This window comes from Sediminitomix flava, assembly GCF_003149185.1.
Taxonomy (GTDB): Bacteria; Bacteroidota; Bacteroidia; order Cytophagales; family Flammeovirgaceae; genus Sediminitomix; species Sediminitomix flava.
Genome location: NZ_QGDO01000001.1, coordinates 1,139,837 through 1,162,051 on the forward strand (window position 1 = coordinate 1,139,837; position 22,215 = coordinate 1,162,051).

General features: G+C 36.8%; 16 protein-coding genes. 11 read left to right on the top strand and 5 right to left on the bottom strand.

The genetic code is table 11. The features are described 5' to 3' along the window. Positions 1-12 precede the first annotated feature (12 nt). The 11 genes from BC781_RS04460 (at position 13) to purB (ending at position 13,406) form a co-directional block, all read left to right on the top strand. Positions 13-1,944, top strand: coding sequence for a fumarate reductase/succinate dehydrogenase flavoprotein subunit (locus BC781_RS04460; RefSeq protein WP_109616022.1), 1,932 nt, complete (start codon positions 13-15; stop codon positions 1,942-1,944). Between the two features lie 19 nt (positions 1,945-1,963). Further along, a complete protein-coding gene (locus BC781_RS04465) occupies positions 1,964-2,716 on the top strand; it encodes a succinate dehydrogenase/fumarate reductase iron-sulfur subunit (RefSeq protein ID WP_109616586.1) in 753 nt (250 codons plus the stop codon). A 204-nt stretch (positions 2,717-2,920) separates the two neighbouring features. After that, positions 2,921-4,180: a tetratricopeptide repeat protein gene (locus BC781_RS04470; protein ID WP_109616023.1), complete on the top strand. Its 1,260-nt coding sequence runs from the start codon at positions 2,921-2,923 to the stop codon at positions 4,178-4,180. Positions 4,181-4,290: 110 nt separating this feature from the next. After that, positions 4,291-4,725, top strand: coding sequence for an SRPBCC family protein (locus tag BC781_RS04475; protein ID WP_109616024.1), 435 nt, complete (start codon positions 4,291-4,293; stop codon positions 4,723-4,725). Positions 4,726-4,772: 47 nt separating this feature from the next. Beyond that, positions 4,773-5,834 carry a M42 family metallopeptidase gene (locus BC781_RS04480; protein ID WP_109616025.1) on the top strand — a complete coding sequence of 354 codons (1,062 nt, stop codon included), beginning with the start codon at positions 4,773-4,775 and terminating at the stop codon, positions 5,832-5,834. Between the two features lie 200 nt (positions 5,835-6,034). After that, positions 6,035-8,473, top strand: coding sequence for a penicillin acylase family protein (locus tag BC781_RS04485; RefSeq protein WP_109616026.1), 2,439 nt, complete (start codon positions 6,035-6,037; stop codon positions 8,471-8,473). A gap of 58 nt (positions 8,474-8,531) precedes the next feature. After that, complete coding sequence (locus tag BC781_RS04490; RefSeq protein ID WP_146201618.1) at positions 8,532-8,831, top strand: hypothetical protein; 300 nt, start codon at positions 8,532-8,534, stop codon at positions 8,829-8,831. A gap of 12 nt (positions 8,832-8,843) precedes the next feature. Next, positions 8,844-9,881: a bestrophin family protein gene (locus BC781_RS04495; protein WP_109616028.1), complete on the top strand. Its 1,038-nt coding sequence runs from the start codon at positions 8,844-8,846 to the stop codon at positions 9,879-9,881. A 140-nt stretch (positions 9,882-10,021) separates the two neighbouring features. After that, on the top strand, positions 10,022-10,396 hold the full coding sequence (locus BC781_RS04500) for a TerB family tellurite resistance protein (RefSeq protein WP_109616029.1): 375 nt from the start codon (positions 10,022-10,024) through the stop codon (positions 10,394-10,396). Between the two features lie 266 nt (positions 10,397-10,662). Further along, positions 10,663-11,727, top strand: a complete 1,065-nt coding sequence (gene rsgA, locus BC781_RS04505) for a ribosome small subunit-dependent GTPase A (RefSeq protein WP_109616030.1) — start codon at positions 10,663-10,665, stop codon at positions 11,725-11,727. Between the two features lie 338 nt (positions 11,728-12,065). After that, positions 12,066-13,406: an adenylosuccinate lyase gene (purB, locus tag BC781_RS04510; RefSeq protein WP_109616031.1), complete on the top strand. Its 1,341-nt coding sequence runs from the start codon at positions 12,066-12,068 to the stop codon at positions 13,404-13,406. Positions 13,407-13,509: 103 nt separating this feature from the next. Here purB and BC781_RS04515 read toward each other — a convergent pair whose 3' ends face one another. The 5 genes from BC781_RS04515 to BC781_RS04535 form a co-directional block, all read right to left on the bottom strand. After that, on the bottom strand, positions 13,510-15,096 hold the full coding sequence (locus BC781_RS04515) for an arylsulfatase (RefSeq protein WP_109616032.1): 1,587 nt from the start codon (positions 15,094-15,096) through the stop codon (positions 13,510-13,512). Between the two features lie 168 nt (positions 15,097-15,264). Next, positions 15,265-16,263 carry a helix-turn-helix transcriptional regulator gene (locus BC781_RS04520; protein WP_158281390.1) on the bottom strand — a complete coding sequence of 333 codons (999 nt, stop codon included), beginning with the start codon at positions 16,261-16,263 and terminating at the stop codon, positions 15,265-15,267. Positions 16,264-16,407: 144 nt separating this feature from the next. After that, positions 16,408-18,117 carry an Ig-like domain-containing protein gene (locus tag BC781_RS04525; RefSeq protein ID WP_109616034.1) on the bottom strand — a complete coding sequence of 570 codons (1,710 nt, stop codon included), beginning with the start codon at positions 18,115-18,117 and terminating at the stop codon, positions 16,408-16,410. Between the two features lie 95 nt (positions 18,118-18,212). Then, positions 18,213-20,591 (bottom strand): zinc-dependent metalloprotease, encoded by a 2,379-nt coding sequence (locus BC781_RS04530; protein WP_109616035.1) that lies wholly within the window; start codon positions 20,589-20,591, stop codon positions 18,213-18,215. A 98-nt stretch (positions 20,592-20,689) separates the two neighbouring features. Beyond that, entirely contained in the window at positions 20,690-22,192 is a 1,503-nt protein-coding gene (locus BC781_RS04535) for a hypothetical protein (protein WP_146201619.1), read from the bottom strand. Between the last annotated feature and the right edge of the window lie 23 nt (positions 22,193-22,215).

The window sequence follows — 22,215 nt, forward strand, 5'->3', positions numbered from 1 at the left end:
AAAAACATTACGATGACTTTAAATTCTAATATTCCTCAAGGACCGTTAGCAGAAAAGTGGACGAAACACAAGTTTGATAGCAAGCTTGTAAACCCGGCTAACAAAAGAAAATTTGACATCATTGTAGTAGGTACTGGTTTGGCTGGTGCTTCAGCGGCTGCTTCTTTGGCAGAGCTAGGCTACAATGTTAAAAACTTCTGTTTCCAAGATTCACCTCGTCGTGCGCACTCTATTGCAGCACAAGGTGGTATCAACGCAGCAAAGAATTACCAAAATGACGGTGACTCTGTGTTCCGTCTTTTCTATGATACAATTAAAGGTGGTGACTACAGATCAAGAGAAGCAAACGTTTATCGTTTGGCAGAAGTATCTGTAGATATCATTGACCAATGTGTTGCTCAAGGTGTACCATTCGCTCGTGATTACGGTGGGCTATTGGCTAACCGTTCATTTGGTGGTGCTCAAGTATCACGTACGTTCTACGCACGTGGTCAAACGGGACAACAATTGCTTTTGGGTGCTTATTCTGCACTTTCAAGACAAGTGAACAAAGGTAAAGTTAAGCTTTACACACGTACTGAGATGCTAGACGTTGTAACTATCGACGGACATGCAAAAGGTATCGTGACTCGTGACCTTGTTACTGGTAAAATCGAATCGCACGCAGGACATGCTGTTCTTCTTTGTACTGGTGGATACGGCAACGTATTCTTCCTTTCTACTAACGCTATGGGATCTAACGGTTCTGCAGCTTGGAGAGCGTACAAGAAAGGTGCGATGTTCGCTAACCCTTGTTTCACACAAATTCACCCTACTTGTATTCCTGTATCAGGAGATCACCAATCGAAATTGACTTTGATGTCAGAGTCACTTCGTAACGATGGTCGTGTATGGGTTCCAAAAGAGCAGTCTAAGGCAAAAGGACTTTCAGCAAAAGATGCTGTAAACCTTCCTGAGTCTGAAAGAGACTACTACTTGGAAAGAAGATACCCTTCATTCGGTAACTTGGTACCTCGTGACGTTGCATCTCGTAACGCAAAGTACGCTTGTGACGAAGGACGTGGTGTGGGTAACACTGGTTTGGCTGTATTCTTGGATTTCGCTGATGCAATCAAGCGTGACGGTCGTGATGTTATCGAGCAAAAGTACGGTAACTTGTTCGACATGTACATGCAGATCACTGGTGACAATCCTTATGAAATGCCAATGATGATCTATCCTGCAGTTCACTACACAATGGGTGGTCTTTGGGTAGATTACAACTTGATGACAACTGTTCCTGGTCTTTATGCTTTAGGAGAGGCTAACTTCTCAGATCATGGTGCTAACCGTTTGGGAGCATCTGCATTGATGCAAGGTTTGGCTGATGGTTATTTTGTAGCTCCTTACACAATTGGTAACTACATCGCTTCTTTACCTCTAGGTGAGAAAGTAGATGTAAACCATCCTGAGTTCAAAAAAGCTGAAGCTGACGTAAAAGCGCGTATCGAGACATTGATGAACATCGGCGGTAACCAAACGCCAGATGACTTACACAAGAAATTGGGTAAAATCATGTGGGATTACTGTGGTATGTCTCGTAACGCTGAAGGCTTGAAAAAAGCAAAAGGCATGATTCAAGAACTTCGTAAAGAATTCTGGTCAGACTTGAAAATGATCGGTATCAACGAAGAGTTGAACATTACATTGGAAAAAGCACTTCGTGTTGCTGACTTCATGGAATTGGGTGAGCTTATGGTAGATGATGCACTTATGAGAGAAGAATCTTGTGGTGGTCACTTCCGTGAAGAATCTCAAACTGAAGAAGGTGAAGCTAAGCGTATGGATGATGAGTATTCATTCGTAGGAGCTTGGGAATACAAAGGTGATGACCAACAAGCAGTACTTAACAAAGAAGTGCTTGAATTTGAAAATGTTAAATTGACTCAGAGAAGTTATAAATAAGATAGTTATGTCAGGAAATATGAAATTAACTTTGAAAATTTGGCGTCAAGCGAACGCTAATGTCAAAGGAGAATTCAAAACATACGAGTTGTCTGATATCTCTCCAGACATGTCATTCCTTGAGATGTTGGACGTTTTGAACGAAGATGTTCTTCGTAAGGGTGAAGACCCTGTACACTTTGACCATGACTGCCGTGAAGGTATCTGTGGTATGTGTTCTCTTTACATCAACGGTCGTCCTCACGGACCAAAGCATGGTATCACAACTTGTCAGTTGCACATGCGTTCGTTCAAAGATGGCGATACTATCGTAATCGAGCCTTGGAGAGCTGCAGCTTTCCCTGTAATGAAAGACTTGATGGTAGATAGAACTGCTTTTGAAAGAATCATGCAAGCAGGTGGATACGTATCAGTAAACACTGGTGGTATTCCTGATGCAAACGCACTTCCAATTGCTAAAGAAATTGCTGATGAGGCAATGGATGCAGCTCAGTGTATTGGTTGTGGAGCTTGTGTAGCAGCTTGTAAGAATGCTTCTGCAATGCTGTTCATGTCTGCAAAAGTATCTCAGTTGGCATTATTACCTCAAGGTCATGCAGAAAGAAAGGCACGTGTTGAAGCGATGCTTTCTCAACATGACGAAGAAGGTTTCGGTGCTTGTACTAACACAGGTGCTTGTGAGGCTGAATGTCCGAAAGAGATTTCTATCACTCACATCGCTCGTCTGAATCGCGAGTACTTGGGTGCTTCAGCTAGCTCAAACAACGCTTAATTGAAGAAAGTTTAGCTCAATATATAAAGCCCGTCTCAGCAATGAGATGGGCTTTTTTGTTTTTTAGGTCTAATAATGAAATAATATTCTTTATAAAAAGACAAGAGTTCTGATTTGAGGTTAGTGGTTCAATGGTTTCTATTTTGTACTTGATGAGCTAAACTCTACCTTTATTAGGCATTATAGTATGAAACTTTTTAATATATGACCGACTTAACAAACAAAGGTAGATTTACACTCGCTAAAAATATTTTTACAGCCTTTTTCCCAAATTGGACTATCGCACTTCTCGCTCTCGCTTTAGGGTTAAGGTTCGTCAATATACATCCAAACTATATAGTCTTATCAGATTTCATTATTTCTGTACTCCTTTTTGTATGGAGTATGGGGCTAGTCACAATTCCAATTCATGAATTAGGCCATTTATTGATGGCAAAGCTAGTGAAAGGCAAACCACTTAGAATACAATTAGGAAGAGGACAAACACTTTTTAAGGGACAAATACTAGGGGTAAAAGTTTCTTTGAAACATAAAATAGACTCAGGTTTGGCGTTTGCTTCTTTCTCAAATATTTCTCATTTACGCTTACGTCTTGCAGTGTATATTTTAGGAGGAGTTTTTTTTAACCTCGCCCTTGCAGGATGTATTTATTACTTTAAAGGATTTGATTGGGATCGTCTCATTGGAAAGGAGGGAATTGATTTACTCATGATTTTAATGACAGCGAATGCACTAAGAGGAGCAATGAACCTTATTCCTTTTACTACTTATGCTATGGACTCGGTTCACGGTTCTGATGGGTATCAATTACTGAGTTTACCTTTCCGCAAAAAAGAAGACCTTGAAATCTATAATTATAGTGATAAGTTGCTGGATGCAGCTGAATTTGCAGAAGAAGGTAAATATGACCAAGCTTTAAGCATATATTTAGAATACCTTGAACGCTTTCCAAATGAAAACCTCTTGAAATACGGTATCAGTCACTTTTATCTTAAGTTGGGAGAGTTAGATAAAAGCTTAGAATTATTACTAGAGTTAGAGGAATTACTTAAAACAGATAAGAAAGTAAAAAGAGCAGAAGCGATATTGTATAATGCTTTAGCTTGGACTTATTTACTAAAAAATGAGTTGGAGAAAGCAGAAGAATATTCTAAAAAAGCCATACTTATTGCACCAAAGTCCGACGCCATTCGTGGAACAAGAGCTGCAGTTCTTGTTGAATTAGAAAGAATAGAGGGGAAACATATTCTTCAAGATCTGATTGATTTGAAGTATGTGAATGATGCTATGTTAATCAATGCGACTTATCTAGCTTATGCATTCTATCTACAAGAGAAGCCTGAAAAAATGAATAAATACCTTGAATATGTAGGTGAGCATCAGCAACATTTCCATTTAGATGGTCGAATGTTGTATGAAAGAATATTAGAGCGAATCGGAGAAAAAGAAAAGTTGACTGTTTAATAATTTCCAGTCTGTTGGGCTAAAAGTCTAAGTTTAGTGATGAGAGTTAATCTGGAGAGTTTAGACTAATTAATCAAGTATCTTGGGTAATCATCGCTTTAAAATAACTAATGAAAGTAATAGATCAAGCAATTGTAGTAGAGCAAGAGTTTAATTGCTCAAAAGAAAAGCTTTGGAAAACAATCACAGACTTAACACAGATGAGACAATGGTTTTTTCCAAACATTCCAGCATTTGAAGCAAAGAAAGGTTTTCAAACGCAATTTACTGTACAGGCTGAAACGAGAAGTTTTATACACTTGTGGGAGATTTTGGAAGTGATAACCGAACAAAAAATCGTTTACAATTGGAAATATGAAGAGTATCAAGGATCTGCAACAGTTTGTTTTGATTTGATTGAGAAAGAAAATCAAAGCATTTTAAGATTAACAAATACAGTTCTTGAAGATTTTGATGATCGCATTCCAGAATTCAGAAGAGAAAGCTGCTTAGAGGGTTGGAAATATTTTATACAACAAAGCCTCCCCTCTTTTTTAGATCAATAGCACATTTCTTTTACCTTTGAGACAGACTAAATATTAAAACCTTCACAATGGAACAATTAAACTTTGACTTGCTAAAACAAATCTCTGAGACTCCAGGAGCTCCAGGTTATGAAAAACCAATCAGAGATTTTATGATATCTCAAGTAAAAGATTTGTGTGATGAATGGTATACAGATAATATCGGTAACCTAATCACTGTAAAAAGAGGTAGTAATAACCCAGAAAACAAAAAAGTGATGCTTGCCGCTCATATCGATGAGATTGGTTTCATGGTAAAGCATATTGATGATAAAGGTTATATCCGTTTTCATACACTAGGTGGATTTGACCCAAAAACATTGACATCTCTTCGTGTAATTGTACACGGCAAAAAAGACTTAGTTGGAGTGATGGGCTCAAAACCTATTCACTCTATGAGCCCAGAAGAACGTAATAAGGTCATGAAATCGGAAGAGTACTATATTGACCTTGGCCTTCCAAAAGAAGAAGTAGAAAAATACGTTTCTGTAGGAAATCCAATCACGCGTAAGCAAGAAATGATTGAGGTTGGAAACTGTATCAATGGTAAATCATTAGACAACCGTATTTGTGTTTATGCATTATTAGAGGTTTTAAAGGACTTGAAAGGAAAAGAAATTCCTTATGACTTGTATGCAACTTTTACAGTTCAAGAAGAAGTTGGTTTGAGAGGCGCTCATGTGGCTGCCCATCACATCAATCCAGACTTCGGAATCGCAATTGATGTCACTGTTGGTAATGACGTTCCTAACATTGCACCTCAAGATCAAGTAAGTGCCTTAGGTGAAGGATGCGCTATCAAGATTTTTGATGCTGGAACGATCTGCGACTACCGTATGGTTGAGTTCTTAAAACAAACAGCGGAGAAACACGACATTCAAAATCAGCACGAAATTTTAACTGCGGGAGGTACTGATACAGCAGGAATTCAGCGTATGAGTGAAGAAGGAGCGATTGCTGGAGCGATTTCTATTCCATTAAGATATTTACATCAAACCACAGAAATGGCACATGCCAATGATGTAATTACAATGGTTAATCTTTTAGTAAAATCACTAGAAGATATTGACAAATTTGATTGGAGCCATTAATCTCTAAATGATGCTAATATGATAGTTCTTAGTCATATTAGCATCTTTCTATTTTTTGAACACTTTCCCATTTGATCTCTTCGAATATTTCTATTTTTTACTTTCTCCTAATTTGTTTCTAGTCTGAGATAAAGTTAATTTTTGGCAAGTTGACCCATTACGAAAAAATAATCCTACTTGCCCGATAAACTTACAGTTTCATGATGAAACAAATTACCTTTCTAATAAGCAGTCTTATCAGTATAACTTTGATCTGTGCTTTGGATAGCCGCATCAAAGTTTCTCATAATGACAAAACGATATTTATTCCTCCCCTTGCTAAATTCTTTGACCCTTTTCATGGTTTTTGGCAAAATGCAGAACCAATTCAACAAGTGCCAAGCCTCCCAGAACAAATTGAAGGTATTCAAGATCAAGTAGAAGTAAGTTTTGATACTCTCATGATTCCACATGTTTATGCTAAGAATAACCATGACTTGTATTTCCTTCAAGGTTATCTGACTGCAAAAGATCGACTTTGGCAAATGGAAATTCTGACAGCAATTGCTGCTGGAAGGCTTTCAGAAATTATAGGAAAAAAAGGCTTAGAAAATGATATTGAGCACCGACGTAAAGCCCTTAAAAAAGCAGCAGTGACTTTCATAGACGAGGCAGACAAAACACCTGGTATGTCAGAAATATTCTCAGCATATACAGAAGGTGTCAATGCCTATATCAATTCTCTTTCTTATAAAGATTACCCAATAGAATACAAGCTTTTAAACTACCAACCCGAAGAATGGTCTGCATTGAAATGTGGTTTACTAATCAAATCTGTAGCCAATGAACTGAGCGGATTTAATTCTGATATAGAATTCACAAATGCTCTTTTTCTTTTTGGGAAAGAAACATTCAATCAGATGTATCCCGAATTGATAGAGGAATACCATGAACCTATCGTTTCGGCATACCAATCTTTTACACCTTTGGAGGTTGGCAAACCACACCCTTCAGGATTTATTTCTTCAACAGTAAATAAAACGTTTGCTTATGAACCCCACCCAGACAATGGCAGTAATAACTGGGCAGTGAGTGGGGCAAAAACCAGAAGTGGAAACCCAATCTTGAGTAATGACCCTCATTTGACACTTATGCTCCCATCTGTTTGGTATGCCATTCATCTTCAATCTGATGATATGAATGTACAAGGAGCTACAATTCCAGGATTTCCTTGTATTGGTGTTGGTTTCAATGAAGATATCGCATGGGGTGTCACCAATGCCCGTAGAGATGTCATGGATTGGTACTCTGTCAAGTTCAAAGACAATAAAAAAGATGAATACTTACTGGATGGTAAATGGATGCCTGTTCAAAAAGAGGTTGAGAAAATATTTATCAGAGACCAAGGAGTTTATACAGACACTGTCCTATACACACAATGGGGACCTGTAGTTTATAGTGATCAGTTTGAAGGTGAAAACCATTACTATGCCTTAAAATGGGTTGCTCATGAACCTTCTACAGAGCTAGAAGCATTCTACAAAGTCAATAAAGCTAGAAACAAAGCAGAGTTTGAAGAAGCTGTACAAAAATACAGTTGCCCTGCTCAAAATTTTGTTTTTGCGAGCAATCAAGGAGATATCGGTATTCGAGTACAAGGCCGCTTTCCATTGAAATGGAAAGAGCAAGGAAAGTTCATTATGGATGGAAGCTTAAAAGAAATGGAGTGGAATGGTTACATACCAACACAACACAATGTAGAAGTGTTCAATCCTGAAAAAGGTTATGTTAGCTCGGCTAATCAGTATCCTGTACCTGCAGATTATCCATACTATGTTTTCGATCCTAAGTATGAATATTATCGAAATCGACGTATTAATTCCCTATTGGAAAGCATGAATGATATCACGGTTGAAGATATGGAAGAAATGCTCAATGATAACTACAATATGATTGCGGCAGAGAATCTTTGTTTTCTTCTTGATGAAGTAAGAATGCTAGAAATGAGTAAAGAAGAAAGCGCGGCCTTCGAGCTTCTTTCTGCTTGGGATTATAATTATCATCAAGACTTACTGGCTCCTGTCTACTTTGAACAATGGTCGCATGATCTTTCTGAAATTCTTTGGGATGAATTAGTTGAAACAAATCTCCCAACTCGACTTCCGACAGATATTGTCACATTTAATCTCTTAAGAAACAACCCTGAATTTGAACTGATTGATGTAAAAACTACAACAGAAAAAGAAACTGTAAATCAATTGATCTTAAAGTCTTTTCAATCTTCTGTCAAAAAGGTAAAAGAATGGAAAGAACAAAAAGATCATAAAGATTGGGCTGATTTCAGAAATACCGATTTACAACATCTTTTCAACCTAAACCCATTCAATATCCCTATCAAAAATGGAGGAAATCATCATATCGTAAATGCCACAACTAATGAGCACGGTCCTTCATGGAGAATGGTCGTTGAATTGACCAAAGACGGTCCACATGCAAAAATGGTTTATCCAGGGGGGCAGTCAGGAAATCCAGGCAGTCCATATTATTCAAGTATGGTCAAAAACTGGGAAGACTGCGAATTATACGAAATGAAATTACTCCCTAAAGGTTCTAAGGATGCATTTGTAGCTAACACCAATATCATTCAACCCAAAAAATAGTATGAAATTCTTTTTAACTCGTATTGCTCCGATCAGTCTGTTGGCCTTCATTGCTCAGATGATATTCCCTTGGTGGGGCGTAATTGCAGTTTGCAGTTTTATCTATACCCTATTTATGCCACCACACAGCGGATGGCAAGCTTTCTTCATGGGCTTTTTTGCATTATTATTATTGTGGGGTAGTGCAGCAAGTGTCATAGATATTCAGAATGAAGGAATATTAAGCAAGCGCATCGCCATGATATTACAATTACCAAGATCAGTTTATCTAGTAGCACTCACAGCCTTTTTAGGAGGGCTCATTGCAGGCTTAAGTTCACTATCTGGTTTTCATTTTAGAAGGATGTTATCGATCTGATAAGAAGTCTGAATGTATATTTTTAAGAGTATAAGTGTCGGTAAAGTTTTCCTTTTCACTTGGCATCACATTATTTGGATAAACCTATGGATGACAAGTGTTGCATTATTCTACAAATACTGTGATTTAGATTGGCTTACTTTACCTTGGCTTCCACTTTCTGTGATTGGTACTGCTGTTGCATTTTATGTAGGTTTTAAGAATAACAATGCTTATGATAGAATGTGGGAGGCTCGGAAAATATGGGGAGGAATAGTAAACTCTAGCAGAGCTTGGGGAAGTTCGATTAAGGGTTTTGTAACAGATCGAACAGCAGAAGAGTTATATACGGATTCTGAACTTCACTCTTTTCGTCAGAAAATGATTTCCAGACATATTGCTTGGTTGTATGCTTTAAGAAGTCAACTTTTAGTAATAGCACCATGGGAACATGCCAACCAAAGAGGGATGATAGGAGTAGCAGGAAAACGGTATCGGAAGATGTTTGGAGTAGGTTTGGTTGAAGATGAAGTAACAAAAATAGAACTGGAACACTTTCTTCCTTCTGAAGAATATGAACGTCTAATTCATTGTCAGAATACAGCCACACAAATTATAGATCAACAATCTGAAGATTTAAAAATTCTCAGAGAAAAAGGATTGATTGATGATTTTAGACATATGCAACTACAATCTATTCTAGGAGATTTCTATACACATCAAGGAAAGTGCAAACGAATTAAGAAGTTTCCATTGCCTAGACAATATGGAAATATGAGTTCTACATTAGTTACTATTTTCATTTTCTTACTCCCTTTTGGGATGATTACCGAGTTTATGAAACTCGGAGAATGGGCAATGTGGCTTTCTGTCCCGATTACGTCTATAGTCGCTTGGGTATATGTTATGATGGAAATTACAGGTGATTATTCAGAAAACCCCTTCCAGGGAATGGCCAATGATATTCCTATGCTCTCAATGTGCAGAAGTATAGAAATAGACTTAAGAGAAATGCTAGGAGAGAAAGAGCTACCTCCAGCTATTCAAGCTAAAAACGGCATATTGATGTAGGTACTAAGCATTGTTATCATGATACAACTTTACACTATCTTTTCCCGTTAAATAACGAACATAATCTTTAGTAATTGATACCCAAGTATTCACTACATGAAACTTGAACGATCAAAATTATTTCAACTAAAACCGAAAAGATGGTAGATAAAGAAAAACTATACGAAACGCTTGGAGAACTTCTTTATGTGGTCGCAATGGCAGATGGTGTAATTCAGAAAGAAGAAAAAGAAGCTTTAAATAAATTATTTGAAAATCATACATGGGCTTCTGAAATCATTTGGTCTTTTGAATATGAAGAGGCTAAACATTCATCAGTCGAAGAAGTTTACAACAAAGTCATAAATGTATGCCATGCTCATGGTCCTGCTGCAGAATACACAGAGTTTGTCTCTGCCATGAAAATAATTGCTGATGCTGCAGATGGAATTGACGAAAATGAACAGAAAGTGATTCGTTCGTTTTCAACAGATCTGATTGAGCGCTTCCAACGAGACTTAGATCGTTTCAACTAAAAATATTATGGGGTTTTCCATTCGGAAAATCCCTTTTTTATTATCATTTGTTCGGAGAGCCTTTTTTATCTTCTTCCATTTCTTTCCTACCTTTGTCACTCATGACACTGAATACCTACCATATCGCTGGGATCATTGCGTAATAGCTGACAGCTTTCAACCCTTGAAACTGTACGGCACCCTCTTCGCATTATGCTTTTGAGTATTTACTCACTCAACAAGCACTCTTTTTTATATCCAAGATTTACAGCAAAAAATAATCAAAAATGTATACTTTAACTCAATTGGGTTGGAACAATCATTTTCAAAAGGAATGGGACGCTTTGTCATTGACTGATTTTATTCCTGCGAGAATTATTACAGAAAATAAGACACAATACAAGCTTATTTCTGAAACTGGAATATTTGAAGCGAACCTTATGGGGAAATTACTATATGGTTCTGAAGCTGAAGATTTACCCAAAGTAGGCGACTGGGTAGCATTTCAAGCTATGGACGATCAAAACGGTTTTATTTTCGAAACTCTTCCTCGTCAGAATTCATTAGCTCGGAAAAAAGCAGGACAAGAACAATCTGCTCAAATTATAGCCTCAAATATCGATAAAGCATTCTTAGTACAATCTCTTGATCATAATTTCAATATCAGAAGGCTCGAACGCTACTTGGTTCAAGTGTATGAATTCGATATTCAACCAATCATCATTCTCAACAAATCAGATTTATGTGATGATTTAGTAGAGAAAATAATGGAAATTGAAGCTATTGCTCCTTCAGTAAAAATCTATCCTTGTTCTGTGCATGATGAAACAGGTATGGAGGATATCAAAACTGAAGTAAAAGAAGGCGAAAGCATTATTTTCTTAGGTTCTTCTGGGGTTGGAAAATCATCGATTATTAATTACATGATGGGAGAAACCCATTTCAAAACTTCTGAAATCAGTGATGCCGTCAACAAAGGGAAGCATACAACCACGCACAGGGAATTGATTGTTTTACCCGAAGGAGGGATTTTGATTGATAATCCTGGAACAAGGGAGTTTGGACTGACCGATGTCAAGAAAGGTTTGGAAATGACTTTTGAAGAAATTCAAGTTTTGGCAGAAGGCTGCCGATTCAAAGGATGTACTCATCAGCACGAACCAGATTGTAAAGTGCAAGAAGCTTTAGCCGAAGGTACACTCTCAGAAGACCGCTTTCAAAGTTATTTGAAACTTCAGCGTGAAAGTGCAAACTATCAAATGAGTAATTATGAGCGACGCAAGAAGGACAAGAGCCTGGGCAAGATGTATAAATCGATTCAAAACGGTTCTAGAAAATTAAAGAATAAATAGGGTGAATTATACAATCAGAAAAGCTCAGCTTGAAAGAGATTTAGGTGTTACCAGAATATTCTTCGAAAAAGAAGTTTAATGATCAGAAAAGCTATCTCAGTAATGGGGTAGCTTTTCTCATTCCTAACACTGAAAATGTTTATAGAAAGCCATTTTTAACAGCATAAAACATTTTAAAGGAAAAATTATTCATTTTCGGGATTTAATTCTCACCTATTCTTCTCAAATTCATTGGCAATTTTGAAAGAAGGGCTTAATTTTGCGCACATACTGCTAGACCTGATGAACAAAGGATTCAGGTCTTTTTCTTTTTTCAAAAAAATAAAACCTTTAGACAGATGTTGAATCAGCTGACTGCGATCTCTCCCGTTGATGGACGTTACGGAAGTAAAACTGCGGCATTGAGTGCTTATTACTCTGAATTTGCCTTGATCAAGTATAGAGTTTGGGTAGAAATTGAATATTTCATCGCACTATGCGAACAACCAATCCCTCAATTAGAAGGTTTTGACAAGTCACTTTTCCCGAAATTGCGTGAAATCTATGAGTATTTCTCAGAAGAAGATGCGCAAAAAGTAAAAGATTTTGAGAAAGTAACAAACCACGATGTTAAATCTGTAGAGTACTTTATCAAAGAAGAATTTGACAAATTGGGTATCCAAGAGCACAAAGAGTTTATCCACTTCGGATTGACTTCTCAAGATATCAACAACACCTCAATTCCTCTTTCAATGAAAATGGCGAATGAGAAAGTTGTTTTCCCTATGTTGAAAGAGACAATTGCTAAGATTAAAGAATTGGCAGAAGAGTGGTCAGCAATCCCGATGCTAGCTCTTACTCACGGACAGCCTGCTTCTCCTACTCGTTTGGGTAAAGAATTGATGGTATTTGTTTACCGTTTGGAAGAGCAAATGAAGCAATTGGAAGCGGTTCCTTATTCTGCAAAGTTTGGCGGTGCTACAGGTAATTTCAATGCTCATAAAGTAGCATATCCTTCTACTGACTGGATTGCTTTCGGTAATAAATTTGTTGGCGAATACCTTGGTTTGAAGCGTTCGCAGTTCACTACTCAAATTGAGAACTACGATAACCTTGCGGCTATGTTTGATGCTTACAAACGTATCGATACAATCTTGGTAGATATGTCTAGAGATATCTGGCAATATGTTTCTATGAAGTACTTCAAGCAAAAGATCAACAAAAATGAAGTTGGTTCTTCAGCTATGCCTCATAAGGTAAACCCAATCGACTTCGAAAATGCAGAAGGAAACTTGGGTATTGCAAATGCAATCTTTGAGCACTTGGCTGCCAAATTGCCTATTTCTCGTTTGCAAAGAGACTTGACTGATTCAACGGTATTGAGAAACATTGGCGTACCAATGGGACACGTAGTAATTGCACTTCAATCGTTGTTGAAAGGTTTGAACAAATTGGAGATCAACGAAGCTCAATTCCGTCAAGACTTAGAAGACAACTGGGCTGTAACTGCCGAGGCTATCCAAACGATCTTGCGTAGAGAAGGTTATCCAAAACCATATGAGGCATTGAAAGAATTGACTCGTACAAACGATGTGATCAATGAGCAAGCAATTCACAATTTCATCCAGACATTGAATGTAAACGATGAAATCAAAGCTGAATTGATGCAAATTACGCCTTATAACTACACAGGAATGTAATTCATCTTGCTATTAAAATATAAAAGAGTCATCCCGAATTTATTTTCAGGATGACTCTTTTCTGTTCATTAGGAATACTATGACTTCAATTTTCTCTCTATTCCTATTTTTTTCCTTCTGCTTCCAACTCTTGTACTGTTGGGATATTACTGAAAACATCGTCAATTACCCAAGAAGCAGGGCGCTGTCTCGGAGGGAACTCTTTAAAGGTCTCCAAGAACTTCGCTACGTTTTGTTGAGAAGGAACAAACATAAACATATGATCTGCCCACCATTTATCATAACCAATTGATTCTTCCATTGCTCTTTCAAATGGATCACGTCTTAAATTAATCACCAATGGAGCTCTCAATGTAGTCAGTGGTTTTCTCCATACATCTAGTCCATGTACTTCTTGAAGTGAGAACATAATTTTCCAATCATCTGTACGAACTGCTGACAGTGATCCTCCATCTGTAAAGTAGAAGAATTCATGACGAGGGCCACTTACTTCTTTTCCTTCAAAATAGGGTAAGAAATTATAGCCATCAAGATGAACTTTGAAGTGTGAATCTCCTGCTTGATGTCCTTCTTTCAACTTTTCTTTGATATCAGCATCACCTGCAGCAGCCATAAGTGTAGGCACCCAATCTTCCAAAGAAATGATTTCGTTTGAAACTTGTCCACCTTTGATTTTGGCAGGCCACTTCACCATCATAGGTGCTCTGAAACCACCTTCCCAAGTTGTGTTTTTCTCTCCTTTAAAAGGAATTGTTCCTCCATCAGGCCATGTACAAACTTCTGCGCCATTATCAGTTGCATAGATCACTATGGTATTTTCTTCGATTCCAAGCTCTTCCAATTGTTTCAGAAGTTGCCCGACATGACCATCATGTTCTACCATTCCATCGGCATAAACTCCCTGTCCTGTCACCCCTTCCGATTCAGGTTTTAGGTGTGTCCAAACGTGCATACGAGAGGTATTAACCCACGTGAAGAATGGTTTATCTTCTTTTACAGCCTTTTCAATAAAGTTTTGAGCATAACTCATTACTTCATCGTCAATGGTCTCCATTCTCTTTTTCGTTAATGGTCCTGTATCTTTTACTGGACCGTCGGCTGTTGCATGAATGACACCACGAGGACCAAACTGTTCTCTGAAACCTGGATCATTCGGATAGTCGGGATTTTCGGGCTCTTCCTCCGCATTCAGGTGATAAAGGTTTCCGTAGAACTCATCAAAACCATGGTTTGTAGGCAAGAATTCATCTTTATCTCCCAAATGATTTTTGCCAAATTGTCCTGTAGTATATCCTAGAGGCTTCAGCAATTCTGCCAATGTTGGGTCTTCATTTCTCAATCCCAAATCAGCTCCCGGCATTCCTACTTTAGTAAGCCCTGTTCTGATTGGACTTTGTCCTGTAATAAATGCCGAACGACCAGCTGTAGATGATTGCTGTGCATAAGCATCTGTGAAACGAATACCATCTGCCGCTATGCGATCAATGTTAGGTGTTTTGTAGCCCATCATTCCATCGTTGTAGGCACTGATGTTGAACCAACCGACATCATCTCCCATGATGACAAGAATGTTAGGTTTCTGATTTTTGTTTGCTTCAGGCTTTCCTCCATCTTCTGCTTCTGAAGGTAAAGCTGCTCCGAGTAAAGCAGTTCCCAAGCCCAATCCTTTTAGTAAGTCTTTAGAATCCATGTTAATTATTGATTGATCTATTAGGTTAATTTATATCAGTCTAAGGGAAGACTGTAAAGTCTTTTTGTTTCTGACTTCTTTGCAAAGGTGAGGATTCTTAAATGGCTTTTATTTAAAACTTACGCCATAAAATTATATATTTCTGCCAAACATAAATGATGAGACTTTTTAGTGATCATATTGCTTTAAGCTAGACATGTATTTTCGAGGAGTCTGTTTGAAGTATTTTTTAAAACTTGATGAAAAATGGCTTGTACTCGAAAAACCAAGTGTAGTCGAAATATCCATTAAAGAATATGTTCCAGCCCTCATCATCTCCACAGACTTTTCCATCCGTACCTTCTGAAAATACTCGGATGCTCCTACTCCAAAAGTTTGCTTAAAAAGACGTTGAAATTTTCGTAAACTCATGTTTGCTCGTTCAGCTAAATCCGAAACTACAGGAGGTGTTTCTGTACTTTCATGAATCATTTGCTTGATTCTAAATAAAGCTTGAAGATCATCTGAATTAATGACTTGAAAGTTTTTTTCATTAATGATTCGCTTATAAAACATCTGAATATTCAAAGACATCATCTGTAAAGCCAATCCTTTGAGCATCATATCAGCCCATGCTTCTTTCCTACCTAACAAAGATAAAACTCGCTGACTCAAGTCTTCAAGTTCAATGGTCAGAGATTCAAAAATCAAGATAAACTCATTCTCATCTATAAAGTGAAGCCATTTTTCTAAAGACTGAGTTTTCTCCATATTATTGACGATTGACTTAGAAAGGTAAAAAGTAAGCCATTGAAATTTTCCTTTTTGCAAATCGCCATAAACATGCTTTCCCCCAGACCAAAAAACTACACCTGCAGGCATTTTAACTCCATTAAAATCATATAATCCTTCTTCATTTCCTTTCAAGAAAACATTGAACTTCACTTGATCAATTTTCTCCGTATTTGTCCTCACTATTTTGAGTTTCTTCTTTACTTCAATCGAGCTAATTACCACTGAAAGCTCTCTCTGTAAATAGATCTCATAGATTGTCCCTTTACCGTAATTGGTATCAAAACTAAGCTGTCCTAATTCTTGGTTATAAACCGCGCCTGTTACTTTTTCATATTGCTCAACCTGTTCAGACAATAAGCCATCAGGCAATTCAATTATTTCGATTTCTTCCATAATCAATAAGTACACCCGTATCAATACGGATAACATACATAGCAAATAAAAGCTCTTCGAAATGAACGTATATTCTGAAAATGAAAATGCCTTTCCATTGTATACAACGAAAAGGCACAATTCATAAACCGAAAAATATATATTTTATTTATTCTTCATCTTTTCTAATTCGCTCAAATGGAATTGATGAAAATATTCTTTAGAGTTCTGAAAACTATTACCTTGTTCAAAATTATATTTCATATGATTTAAATCTGAACTCACTCTAGCATTGGAGTTCGTATTTATAAAAGCTACATACCTTTGAGAATTTCTATAGGTATATTCACCAAGTGAGATTCCGTTTTCTTCATACTTCATTACACCATAAGAACTAAACTCTGTTATATTAGATTTCAACTCCGCAAATAATGGTTCTTTTTGAAGTAAATCACCCGATAATTCAAGGTTAAAGTTAGAGAAATCATCTTCAGGTGTTATTCCTGAAATCGTAAGATTAAACCTCTTAGTATGTTTATCTGTTATTGCCTCTCTCAAATTTGATGAAAGAGACAAAACACTATAATCATCTCCAATCACATTGAGATCAATGCCCCCAAAAGGCCCTGCATTCTTCAAAATATCCACACTTCCCTTCCATAAACTTCTTTCTGTTATTGGTTTGCCATAAGTGTAAGATATAGAGGAATAACTTGGCTCTTTTGTACTGTAAGAAGAAGAACCTAAGTTCGACTCATATACTGATGCATCAGCTAGATTATGAGGGATATACCATCTATATTCTTTATTTGTAAAATCACCATTGATAAAATGCTCTTCAAGGCTAAAGAAAAGATCTGTTGGATACATACCTGTATTCTCGTACATTAATGATACTACACCTGGACTATCAAATACCATATAATTATTTTTAGTTTCGAACTCAGACAAGTCAACAGTTATCAAATCATCTTTTTGAGCTTCCAAATAAATAGATATTCTTTCTGAAGAATACCTCAAACGACTGTATAAAACAAATCTCATTGTTTCTGGGAGTGGTTCTCCTGCGTAGGCATAAACATCAGCTTTATACCCATCATAAGTGTGTCTTTCATTTTCTACCCAATAACGATAATCGCTCTCTTCTAACTTTAGTTGACTGTATTCATAACTATCATCAAAAGGAACTTCTATTTGAGCTACTAATTCTTTAGTTGGATTTAATTCATCAGGGTCCCAGACATTAAATTTCCATATTATATCATTTTTTGTATCTAAATAATTCAACCTAAGAAATAAGTTTTCATTCTTATACTCTCCCCAATCATGTTTACTATGTTCTGATGTAACAAAAAGTATTCGATCCCCTTTATAATCTTCTGGTATATAGAGGTGCTGAACTGTATTATCTTTTAAACCAATCACCTCTGATAATTGCTCTCCGTTCTCATTTGTTAACCAATACCAATATGAAGTAGATGTGTACCCCTCACCGACCTCCAATGTAAAGGCTATATTATCAATCATAAGTTCAGACTCTACAACATAACTTTCACTTGCTGTTTTAAGTGTCGCTATAAGTTTTTGTACCCCATCGTCAAATTCTTTAGAGTCAAAACTGATCATAAATGGCGCTGTTGATGAGGTTCCAATTTCTTTGCCATCAATCGAATAGCTTACTTCAGTTACAGCTGATAAATTCTCTACTTTATCAAGATCACCTAATTGAATTTCTGTATTTCCTCTAGCGAAATCGGGAAGTACCAAAGACGGTAATTGCTCTAAAGTAGTGTCTATATTAGACTCTAAATCTTCTTCACAAGAAGTGAATAAAGGGAGCAATACAATAAGACTTAAAAATAGACGTATTTTCATTTCAAAAAATATTGTTTAATCAAAAACAAATTAATAAAAAAAAGCACTGAATATAACATTATTCAGTGCCTAAATTTTAGATATTAACTCTCTTACTATTCTTCAAGCATTTGCTTCAATATCATGAAATGAACTCTGTTCGGGCCTTCCAACTCTTTTGCTATGGCTTTATCTGCTCGTTCAACCGCTTGGTATGCCGCTACCCTCAACAGCCTGTCAACATAATTCACTTTGGATGCACTACCTCTTGACAAAGCTTCTTCAGGACTAAACGCTGATTTTTGTTTTTTGTCCTTATTCAAAGTTACACCTACGGTCATGTTTTTGAGGTTATGAATATATGCTTGCTGAAGGATCATTTCCATTTCTGTCAACTTTCCTTTTTTATCATTTAAACTCCAAACCAATTCGCCCAAATCAAGGACATACTCATCTGCAGTATATTCATTTCCATTAGCTTGCATACGTTGGTATATGTAGCCGCTCATCATCTCATCCAAGATATCTGTATTAAACTTATACCAATCTTTACGCTGATCGCCTAAACGTTTTTCTACCTCTGGATTGACCAACCATTCATTTGAAGTGATTTCTGTAAACAACCAAGTTAAGGCTTCTTGTTGCTTTTTCTTCGTTACAGGAGTTCTCAAGGCTTTTTCTTCACCTTCCACACCTAAGTAAGTATAAGCTCCGCCCAAATACGAAATATTGTGGTGTAAATATCTTTTATACTGTTTTATCAGTGCTTTATTGATTCGATCCAAATACTTATAATCATGCCCTTCTTCTACTGTCCAGTCAATGATATTTGACATGATATAACGAGTATTCTTCACGCCGTACGTTCCTGCTTTCACACCGTCATCGCCAAGAGCTTCAGCTTGAGACGCTGGGTCATCAGAGATGCCCATTGCAAATTGTGGTGTAAAACGATAACGAGGGTCATTCGCTTTTTCCAAAATCCATTGATTCAAAGTGTCATACTCATCTTCTGGTGTTTGAATACCTTCAATCAATTGATATCCCCATTTTAGTGCATACATATCGTAAACACCAATTTTAGGAGGAGTGAAAGACACGCCTTTATCGCCTGGTTGTGCAATATAATTGAAACGAGCGTAATCCATGATGGATGGTGTAGTACCATACTTCTGTGTAAATTCAGCATCTCTCAAAGATTCTACAGGATAAGCGTAAGATGCTCTCATGTTGTGCTGAAATCCAAGATTATGCCCTATCTCATGTGCTGCTGCATAACGGATTAGTCGCCCAAGTAATTCGTCTTCATATACTTTCGCCCTAGCCCTTTCGTCTACAGCCGAAGTTTGTACCAAATACCAATCGTGCAATTTCTGAATTACATTGTGAAACCAAATAACCTGACTACGAATCACTTCACCTGTACGGGGATCAACCCAACGAGGCCCTGCCGCATTGATTGTATTTGTAGTCACATATCTGAACACGTTGTGTTGCAAGTCATTCGGATTGAAGGTAGGATCATCTTTTGGAAAGTCTTTCGCGATAACCGCATTTTTGAAACCAATAGCTTCAAAAGCTACTTGCCAATCTTCAATACCTTGTTTTATATGTTTTGCCCAACGATCTGGAAAACCATTATCTACATAAAAAACAATTGGCTTTTGAGGTTCTACTAATTCACCTCTGAAATATTTTTCTCTGTCCTGTGGTTTAGGCTCCACTCTAAAACGACTAATATTCTTATAACTTCCAATGACATCACCATTGTCAGCTATCGTTTTTCCGCTTGTGCTAAAATAATTCAAACGGCGGTCATAACGACGAGCCATCATTGGTTCTGGCAAAAGTAAAATCGAACGATTAATCTTAGCTCTGAAAGGAGTCGTTTTCGTAGTGTAGTTAAAGAAATGTTGAACTTCAATGTTATTCTCAAAAACTAATACTTGATCAAGACCAGAACTTTTAGCATCTAGTTTACCTGGTTTCCCTTTGCTAGCAAATGGTGTAATTAATTCAATTTCTTTGGAGAAGAAATCTGTTACATCAATAACTGCAGAAGTTTTGTTTTCGTCAAAAGCTAAAATTGGGAAGGTCTGATAAACAGGTAGCAAACTTTGACGAGCTAATGCATTCTTGATATTGCTATCATCTTGCAGTTCATAATGATTTGGGTCTACCAACAGGTATACATTTTTTTCATTTCTTCTAAAACGACATAACAAGGGGTTACGACGCATCTCTCCAGCAAAGGCTTTTGATGGGTCACTGACTTCTGCTACTCTAGCTGCCATCAGCATTTCTTTATCCAAAAGCTGATCTGGAATCTCAAAGTATAATTTATCGTCTTTTTGATGTACTGTAAACATCCCTTTCTGAGAAGTGACATTTGCATCTATAATTTCTTGGTAAGTTTTGATTGATTGGGCTTTTGCAAAGCTCAATGAAAATAGGGAAAGCAAAAGCATCCCTAAAAATTGTTTGTTAGTTATCATTAATGAAGAATTAAGAGTATGAAGAAACTACTCAAAGGATAGGTAAAAGTTCAGAGTAACTCTTTTGAGAATTACTCTGAACATCATTAATAGGTAATTTATTTATTCGGTATATATTTAAATACTTGCTTTACAGTATTACCACCATTTTTTGTGATAAATCCAGTATCCTCACAAACCATCGTAACTGTTACGATAACTTCTTTCGTATTTAAATCATATGTACCTTCACCTGTAACTTTTACTACTATTTCTTCTACATTATCAGATTTAGTAATATCTCCTTGAGTCTGCATTGAATCATCATACCAGAAGTATTTAGCGCCATTTGGGTTATTTTCTTTTGATTTCCAATCAACCCCATCTTTAGCTTTATACATGATAAAGTCTTGCTCTGCTACAATTACTTTTCCAGATGCAGCTTCTTTTTCTAACTGTACAAAACGAATAAAACCATCTGTATCTGGCCCTACATTTTGATAGCTAACTAGATCGTCAAATAGTTTATTGACTCCAAAGATATTTCCTACATGGTTTTCGTAACGATAGTTATCTTCTGTATGACCCCAGCCTTCTCCTTTAAGAAAGATATGTCTGTAACTACCCCAAAGGTTGGCATCTGCCTCATTTACTTTCACATATGGATAGATTGTACGAGTACCAAAAGAACCATCTTCTTTTTGATAGTATTGCTTTACTTGATAAACATCATCATTATCTATATAAAGTACTCTTCCATCAGCATCTTTTTCACCTGTCATGAAATAACCATATAAGTTAGCTGAAGATAACCAAGCACCTGAAAAATCTACCTTAGGGTCAATGATATTTACATCAAACGTATTTTTCTCTGTAGATACCGCATAATCTGTCACTGTTGGCTCTGCCAATTTTACATTGATAAATTTATCAATATCAAGAATGCCTGTATTTTTAATAACAACTTTAAAAGTCGCATTAAGCTCTCCTGCTGTTAATATTACTCCATTTGATACTACTCCTTCTAAAGTATAATCTGTATCTAAAACAGCATCTCCTACAAAATCAAGTGCAATGACAACATCATTGGCTAGTGCTTCTGTAATACCTAATTCAACTGTAATCTCCTCTTCCAAATAAGCATTTGAAACTCTTGACGCTTCAATAAACTGAACTACTGGAGCATCGGCTGCAGGAGCTTCATTGTCAAGAATTGTAACTGCGCAACTATTTTTCTCTGCGACTAATTCATATTCGCTTGCAGTCGCTAATGTTATTATCAATTCTTTGTTCCCTTCAATCAATCCAACATTGATAGGATTCACAAAAATAACTGCTTCATTTGAACCACCTTCAAAAATAACTGTCTTTGGCTCAATTTCTTTAAAGTTAACGCCTTCTTCAGCTGTTCCGCTTAATGTAAATGGAACTTCCAAACCTGTGCTTGGTACTTGATCTACCATTACTTTCAATGCCAAAGCCGATGTAGCGTTTTCTGCGATTTCAGAAGTTGTAAGTTCAAAACTAACTTTTGGCAATACGATTTCATCATCTTCTTTACAGCCTACAAATACCAACGCAATAGCTAGTAAGCTCAAAAAGTATTGTGTTACTTTTCTCATTTTGTTTGTTGTTTCAGTTGTTA